General features: G+C 45.2%; 4 protein-coding genes. 2 read left to right on the top strand and 2 right to left on the bottom strand.

Annotated elements, in window-relative coordinates:
- The first annotated feature begins 81 nt into the window (after positions 1–81).
- The gene (gene helD / locus CAG68_RS02675) at positions 82–2,151 is read left to right on the top strand and encodes a DNA helicase IV (RefSeq protein WP_005376572.1); all 2,070 of its coding nucleotides are present in this window, start codon (positions 82–84) and stop codon (positions 2,149–2,151) included.
- 77 nt (positions 2,152–2,228) lie between these two features.
- Here helD and CAG68_RS02670 read toward each other — a convergent pair whose 3' ends face one another.
- Together CAG68_RS02670 and torT are read right to left on the bottom strand one after the other, a co-directional pair.
- Positions 2,229–2,684 (bottom strand): methylglyoxal synthase, encoded by a 456-nt coding sequence (locus CAG68_RS02670; RefSeq protein ID WP_005376571.1) that lies wholly within the window; start codon positions 2,682–2,684, stop codon positions 2,229–2,231.
- Between the two features lie 64 nt (positions 2,685–2,748).
- Positions 2,749–3,798: a TMAO reductase system periplasmic protein TorT gene (gene torT, locus CAG68_RS02665; protein ID WP_257789287.1), complete on the bottom strand. Its 1,050-nt coding sequence runs from the start codon at positions 3,796–3,798 to the stop codon at positions 2,749–2,751.
- 43 nt (positions 3,799–3,841) lie between these two features.
- Here torT and torS point away from each other — a divergent pair.
- Positions 3,842–6,780, top strand: a 2,939-nt coding sequence (gene torS, locus CAG68_RS02660; RefSeq protein ID WP_161440746.1) for a TMAO reductase system sensor histidine kinase/response regulator TorS, incomplete at its 3' end; no start/stop codon positions are given.

Raw genomic sequence — 6,780 nt, 5'->3', positions numbered from 1 at the left:
CTTAGGAGCTCGCCGTTGCTACAATTTAGCGCCTTAAAATGATATAAATCGACAACTTCTAAACTAAAAGGCGCACGTTTCATGCAGCTTACTGCCACTAGCAAAGCACAGTTTTTTATTCAAAATGAGTACCATCACGTCGAAATAAAAGAGAACAGTGTTTTATTAAGCTCGATAGGCAGTGAAGAACATATTCCTTTTACGATCTGGAATGGCAAAGTTAGCGTAAAGCGTGGGTTATTATGGAGCTCTTTACAGTTTTTTGCTCATGAACACGAAGGCAAACAACAAAGCTGGCTAGTCCAAGGTTTACCGTGGCCACAATGCCGAAAGTTCGCGCTTGAGGCCGTTCGTCAATATCAAGAGTGGCACAACACTCAGTGCCGAAAACTGGCTGAGTATCTACCTAAGTGGGAAGAAGAGCTTTACAAACTAAAGCACTTGCCTGCTTACTTATCGCATTCTCAAGTGGTCTCCTGGGTTGAAAGTCTTAACCAAGAGTTAAGCGAGATGAAAACCACCCTAGAAGAAGCCAAAATGCGAATGCCGAATCGTATGTCGCAAATAGAGCCTTGGCTCATTGATACCTCTGAGGCGCTTGGTGAGCGTAATCGCGATTGGCTAGAAGCAGAACGTCCAAATTGGGAAGTGCTGTTTAATCAAATTGAATCCTCTCCTTTGAATTTATCCCAGCAATATGCGGTATTACTCAACGACGACCACAACTTAGTTCTTGCTGGTGCCGGCTCGGGCAAAACCAGCGTTTTAACCGCACGAGTTGCCTATTTGTTGCAAAGCCATCAGGCTCAAGCAGAAGAGCTTCTCATGTTAGCGTTCGGTCGTGATGCGGCGACTGAAATGAAAGAACGCTTAGTAGATAAAGTGGGCATGGCGGCAGACGGTGTGCGCGTCAACACATTCCATCAGTTGGGCTTGTATATTCTTAAACAAGTCGAACAGCAACCTGTCGAAATTAGCCCTTTAGCGTTGGACGAAAATCAACGAACGGCATGGTGTGTAGACTGGTTGAAAAAACATTGGATGACACCCACCAACTTTAAACGTTGGCAAAAACATTTAGACAAATGGCCGATTGCGTACCTAAAAGGGGATGATGAGTTAGGAAGCCATTCAGAAAATCCAAAACTGATCGCTTGGCTAGATTCGCAGCTGTCTCATTTAGCGGCGGTAGGGTTGACCAAAAAGCAAGTACAAGAAAAGCTCGTAAACCACCAAGACTATACGCGTTTAAATAGTGAACTCGCCTTATGCTGGCCATGTTTTACAGCGTGGCAGAAAATGCTTAAAGAAAGCAACCAAGTGGATTTCCCAACCATGATCAGTCGTGCGACAGATTATGTGAATAAAGGGAAGTTTGTCTCGCCATGGCGCTTTATTATGGTCGATGAGTATCAAGATATCTCTCCAGATCGTCTGGCATTGATTGAAGCACTGTGTGAATCCACTCAGAAACAAGCAGGTGCCACGTTATTTGCTGTTGGCGACGATTGGCAAGCGATCTATCAGTTTGCAGGAGCGGATGTCGATCTTATCACTGGCTTTAAAGAACGCTTTGCTCACTCTACCGTTCATCACTTAGATACAACTTATCGTTTCAACAATCAGATTGGTGATGTAGCGAATACATTCGTGCAGCAAAACCCATCGCAGTTGCCGAAAACACTAAACAGCCACAAACAACGCAAGCAGAAGAGCGTACATACCGCGCCGAGCAATCAAGTGGAAAAGATCTTGGATCACTTGAATCAACAAGCCAAGCAAACCAAGTCAGTTTTATTGCTAGGACGTAACCATTATCATAAGCCCGATTTGTTCGACGATTGGTTGCGACGTTTCCCTAATCTCGATATTCGCTTTATGACTTGCCATGCGAGTAAAGGACGCGAAGCTGACTTTGTGATTATTCTTTCTGTGGATGAGGGGCAATTCCCCGCTAAGAAGAAGCAAATTCACATTGATGGTGCGTTGACGGAGTCCAAAGACAAATTCCCTTACGCAGAAGAGCGCAGGCTATTTTACGTGGCGATTACACGTGCGAAAGAGAAGGTTTGGATCACGCATACTGGTGCGGGATCTGCATTCGTTCAAGAGCTCGTTAATGGTGACTATCCCATAGTGACTTCCCGTTAAATGCAACGTTTAGAATGTTAAAAACAGCAAGGGCGATACTTGGTATCGCCCTTGCTTTATTTGGTTGGCATCAAAGCTTACATGCGCTCAGCAAGATAGGCTTCGTAATCCGGTACTTCGATGTCTACTTCTTGCTCAAGAAGAGGGGAGTTAAACAGGAACTTAGCGGTGGCTCGGTTCGTTGCTACAGGAATATTCCAAACACTAGCAATACGAAGAAGCGCTTTAACATCTGGGTCGTGAGGTACGGCATTCAGTGGATCCCAAAAGAAAACGAGAACGTCGATTTTGCCTTCTGAAATGAGAGCGCCTAGTTGTTGATCACCGCCCATCGGACCACTGATCATGCTCTTGATCGCAAGTCCAGTTTCTTTACTCAGCATGTGTCCTGTCGTGCCAGTTGCGTAAAGGAAGTGACTCTGTAGCTTTTCTTTGTTTTCTTTTACCCAGCGAAGTAGCTCAGGTTTGCAGTTGTCGTGAGCAACCAAAGCCACATGTTTATGGGTTGGCATGGTACGAATGGTTTTTTGCATCAAGATGTTTCCGTTTGTATGATTTTAAAATTGTTGTGGCTCAATAGAACACGTTTTTGGTCTTTCAATCAACAGCCTTAACACGGAATGTCGGCCTATATTCTGACGGAGATAACGATTCTTCGATCGTGTCGTCATGAAGCGTCTTCGGAGTCAGTGGTTTGATGGTTGGTGAGGCATGTTTGTCATAAGCTTCACCTCTTAAGTAATACGTTGCTTGCATCACGGAAAGCCGACCTTGCTGCACCATTTTATCTGTTGGTGCGAAGAGCACTTTGTTACGTAACAGGCCTCGATATACACCATGACTTAAGTACACAGAAACTAAACCGATCTCCTCAGCTTTGCCGGCACTGCGCAGCTCACTGATGGCCGCTTCAATCGCCACTGCACTGCCAACAATGTAATCTATATTTCCCATATCGATCACACGTTGAACTAGGTTACGTTGTAACTCCTTGTCGTTGTCTGCCCAAAATGAGTCAACAATGTTGATATCACTTCCTTGTATCGCTTCATAAAATCCGGCAGTAACGGGTTTCGTACCACCACGAGTTCGCGGCCCCAAAAGTAAGGCAATGTTGGTTTTTCCTGACCCCTTTGGATGGCGAGCTGCCAAATATTGACCCGCTTCGTATCCCATCCAATGCCAGTCAACACCGACAGTCCCTTTTAGCAACTCACTTTGTTCTTCATCCAAGTCGAGTTGGTTCACAGTAGCAAAAACGGGAGTATTCCCCACCCAATTTTTAAGTGAATGCTCGTAAGCCTGTGGGTCCACGGTCCCAAGGATAACCGCATCTGCTCCCCATTGGTTACACAGTGCGAGTTGTTGTTCTTGACGGGTTTTGTTTGGGTAGCCGCCCGCTTCAAGGACTCGTAGCTCGACACCTTCTCTTTTCGCTTCGGACACCATTCCATAGTTTACTGACAACCAGTATGAATCCTTTAGGTGAGGGTATATTGCACATATTTTCTCTGCGGCAACCGCTGGCAAAGAAGCAACTAGGGTTAAAATGGCTGCAGAATGTTTGAAAAATGTGCGAAATGCGTGTTGATTTTTAACCATGAAATGAAGTTCGTTGGCATAGATTAAGTAAACACTGCAAAATATAACGTAATATGTCGCTGAACACGAACATTAAGGTCATGAAAATATGCTGCTAGCAACTGCAAGCATCGGTCGTAAACTTTTGTTGTCTTTCATTGCGATGGCAATACTGGTCATGTTATCGGCACTTATTGGTGTGTCTGGATTTTCTTTGGTTGCCAAAACCGAAAGAAATGTTGTGGATTCTGCGATTCCCGCCATGATTGAGGCGAGACAAGTCTCTGAGTTGAGTACTCGTATTATTTCGTCTGTACAAATGTTGTCGAACGCAAGAAACGAGCAGGAAAGAAAGGAGTCAGGGCGAGTGCTGTTCGAACAGCTCGAGTCTTTACTCACTCACATCAAGGAGCTCGGGAGTGAGTCGTTCGATTCTCAATTGTTAGAAGCTTTAGAGAATAACGTCCAGAACGTTATCGACAATTTGGCAGAACTCGGTGTTTCGGTTGAAAAAAAGCTGTGGCTTGCAAAAGAGATAGATACTCGTGTTGAAGAAATGCGTCTGCTCAGTGAAGAGCTAGAACAACTAACTCGTACGCAAGTTCAGAATACAAGCACCATTGCTGTTGCTAACGTCACGCATATTTATGACTTATTAGAATCGAATAAAAAATCGCAAGTTTATCAGGCGCTAGATGCACTGGTGGAGGTCGATCTTGATCTGACTGAGCGATTGCATGAACTGCACTTGTTGGCCTTTAAAATGTTGAATCAGATTGAAGAGGCTCGGACATTAACGAATATTGAGCGAATTCAACAGGTTCAAAGTGATTTCGATAGCAACCTCAAAATCATGCAACGCCGTGTACTCGCTGTGGAAGATCCTACGCGCTCTAAGCAAATGAGCCAACTGCTCATAGAGCTTGGTAAGCGTCAGGTCGTATTTTCTATACTGATGCAGCAATACGAGAATAACGAACAGTCACAACAACTGATGCAAAAGACATTAGAGTTGTTCTCAGAGCTTAATGGCACGGTCAACAAATTGGTTGATGATTCAAACAAAACCACTACCGTCGCTGTAGACCAATTGACCAGCACACTGAAATTCGCTCAGTGGTCTTTAACCGTTATTTCAATTGTTGGTTTGATTGTATTGGTGCTGATTTTATGGCGTGTGGTGTACCTTTCTGTTGTGAAGCGGTTAGCTGAATATTCCGCTGCGTTGCTGTCTGTGGCGCAGGGTAACTTAGCGGTTGAGTTGGAAGTGAAAGGCAAAGATGAGTTGGCGCATATGGGGCAGGCCATCATCACGGCTCGTAATACCGCGCAAGCACTAAAAGTGGTAGCAGAGGGTGAAGCTCAAGCCAAGCGAGAGCTTGAGGAGCATAAAGAGCATTTAGAAGAGCTCGTTGAGCAGCGCACTTCGCAGTTAAAACAAGCAAACCGCCGTTTGAATGAAGAGGTTTTGAATCACGCTAAAGCTCGCAAGCAAGCAGAGCAAGCGAGCCGAGCAAAATCGGCATTCTTGGCGACGATGAGCCATGAGATAAGAACGCCAATGAACGGAGTGTTGGGGACAGCACGCTTGTTGATTGACTCAGGCCTCAACCCAATTCAAAAGCGTTATGCGGAAATCATTAATCGTAGTGGTAAAACGTTGCTCGCGATCCTTAATGATGTACTGGATTACTCCAAGATTGAAGCGGGGCATTTAGAAATTCGTCACATGGGCTTTGATTTACACCAAATGGTGGAGGACACTTTCCAGTTAATGAACAGTCGAGCACAAGAGAAGAAGCTGCTGTTCTCCTACCATATTGAAAGTGATGTTAGTCGCTACTGGAAAGGGGATGTCACCAGAATCAGTCAGGTGCTGAACAATCTCGTTGGTAACGCGATTAAGTTCACTGACGAAGGAGAAATTGATATCTACGTTAGCCTGAACCCTGAGGACGAGTCGCAAGTCCTGTTTGAAGTATCAGACACTGGAATAGGAATTGCCAAAAAATACCAGAGAACGTTGTTTGATGCCTTCACGCAAGCTGAAGGTGGGATGAGCCAAACTGGAGGTACGGGGCTTGGACTTGCCATCAGTAAGCGAATCATTGAAGCGATGGGCGGTGTTTTAGAAGTCGATTCCGAAGAGGGAAATGGTAGCCGATTCTGGTTCTCTATTCCGTTAGAGGAAAGCGAACCTATTGAAACAGGAACCGTGGCAACCGCACGTTGCAAAGTGAAAGCAAAGGTCTTGCTGGTAGAAGATAATGAAGTCAACCGAGTGGTCGCGGAAGGTTTTCTAGAAAGCATGGGGCATCAAGTCGTGATGGCAGAAAACGGCTCACAAGCAGAGCAACTGATCAGCACACAAGATTTTGATATCGCTTTGGTCGACATCAACCTCCCTGATTGTGATGGAACTGAGTTGATCCAACGCTTAAAGCGGATTGAGTGTGATAAGCCGGCCAATAAAGCGCTTGCCGTCACGCCAATGATTGCAGTGTCTGCGCACGTTTTTGCGGAAGAAGTTGAGCGCTATCTAGCCGCTGGTTTTGACGGATACTTGCCTAAGCCATTGGCAAAAGAGGCACTCGCGGCATTGATTCAGGATGCGCTAGACGGAAAGCCGTTGTTGTTGCCACAAAATGCCGACTGTACCCCGTTTGATCAAATTTCGCCTCAAGAACAAGAGCTACAATCAAAGGTCGTTCAAGCACCTAAAACAAAGGAACCCGATGTGGTTATCATTAATCCGAGCGTGATTGAGTCCGATATGAAAATCTTGGGCAGAGATAAGATGTTGCACATTATTAATCTGTTTAGAGCCACCAGCACCGATGTATTAAGCAAGCTGCAAGCGTCTGCTGAGGACAATGATAGTAAAGAAGTAAAGAACCTTGCCCATAAATTAAAGGGCAGTGCAGGAAGTTTAGGACTAACTGCGCTAATGAACGCTTGCCAAGCAATTGAAGCCGCGGCTCAACCTTTAGATACCTATAATGCGACTAAAGATGATTTAGTTTCTCAAGTGTCTGCATCAATTCAAGC

The organism is Vibrio sp. V42_P2S4T144, assembly GCF_009904715.1.
GTDB lineage: Bacteria > Pseudomonadota > Gammaproteobacteria > Enterobacterales > Vibrionaceae > Vibrio > Vibrio alginolyticus.
This window is presented reverse-complemented; position numbering and strand designations above follow the sequence as displayed.

Excerpts from the sequence above, each read along its gene's own strand:
- helD (WP_005376572.1), top strand. The coding sequence starts at position 82 with ATGCAGCTTACTGCCACTAGCAAAGCACAGTTTTTTATTCAAAATGAG.
- CAG68_RS02670 (WP_005376571.1), bottom strand. The coding sequence starts at position 2,684 with ATGCAAAAAACCATTCGTACCATGCCAACCCATAAACATGTGGCTTTG.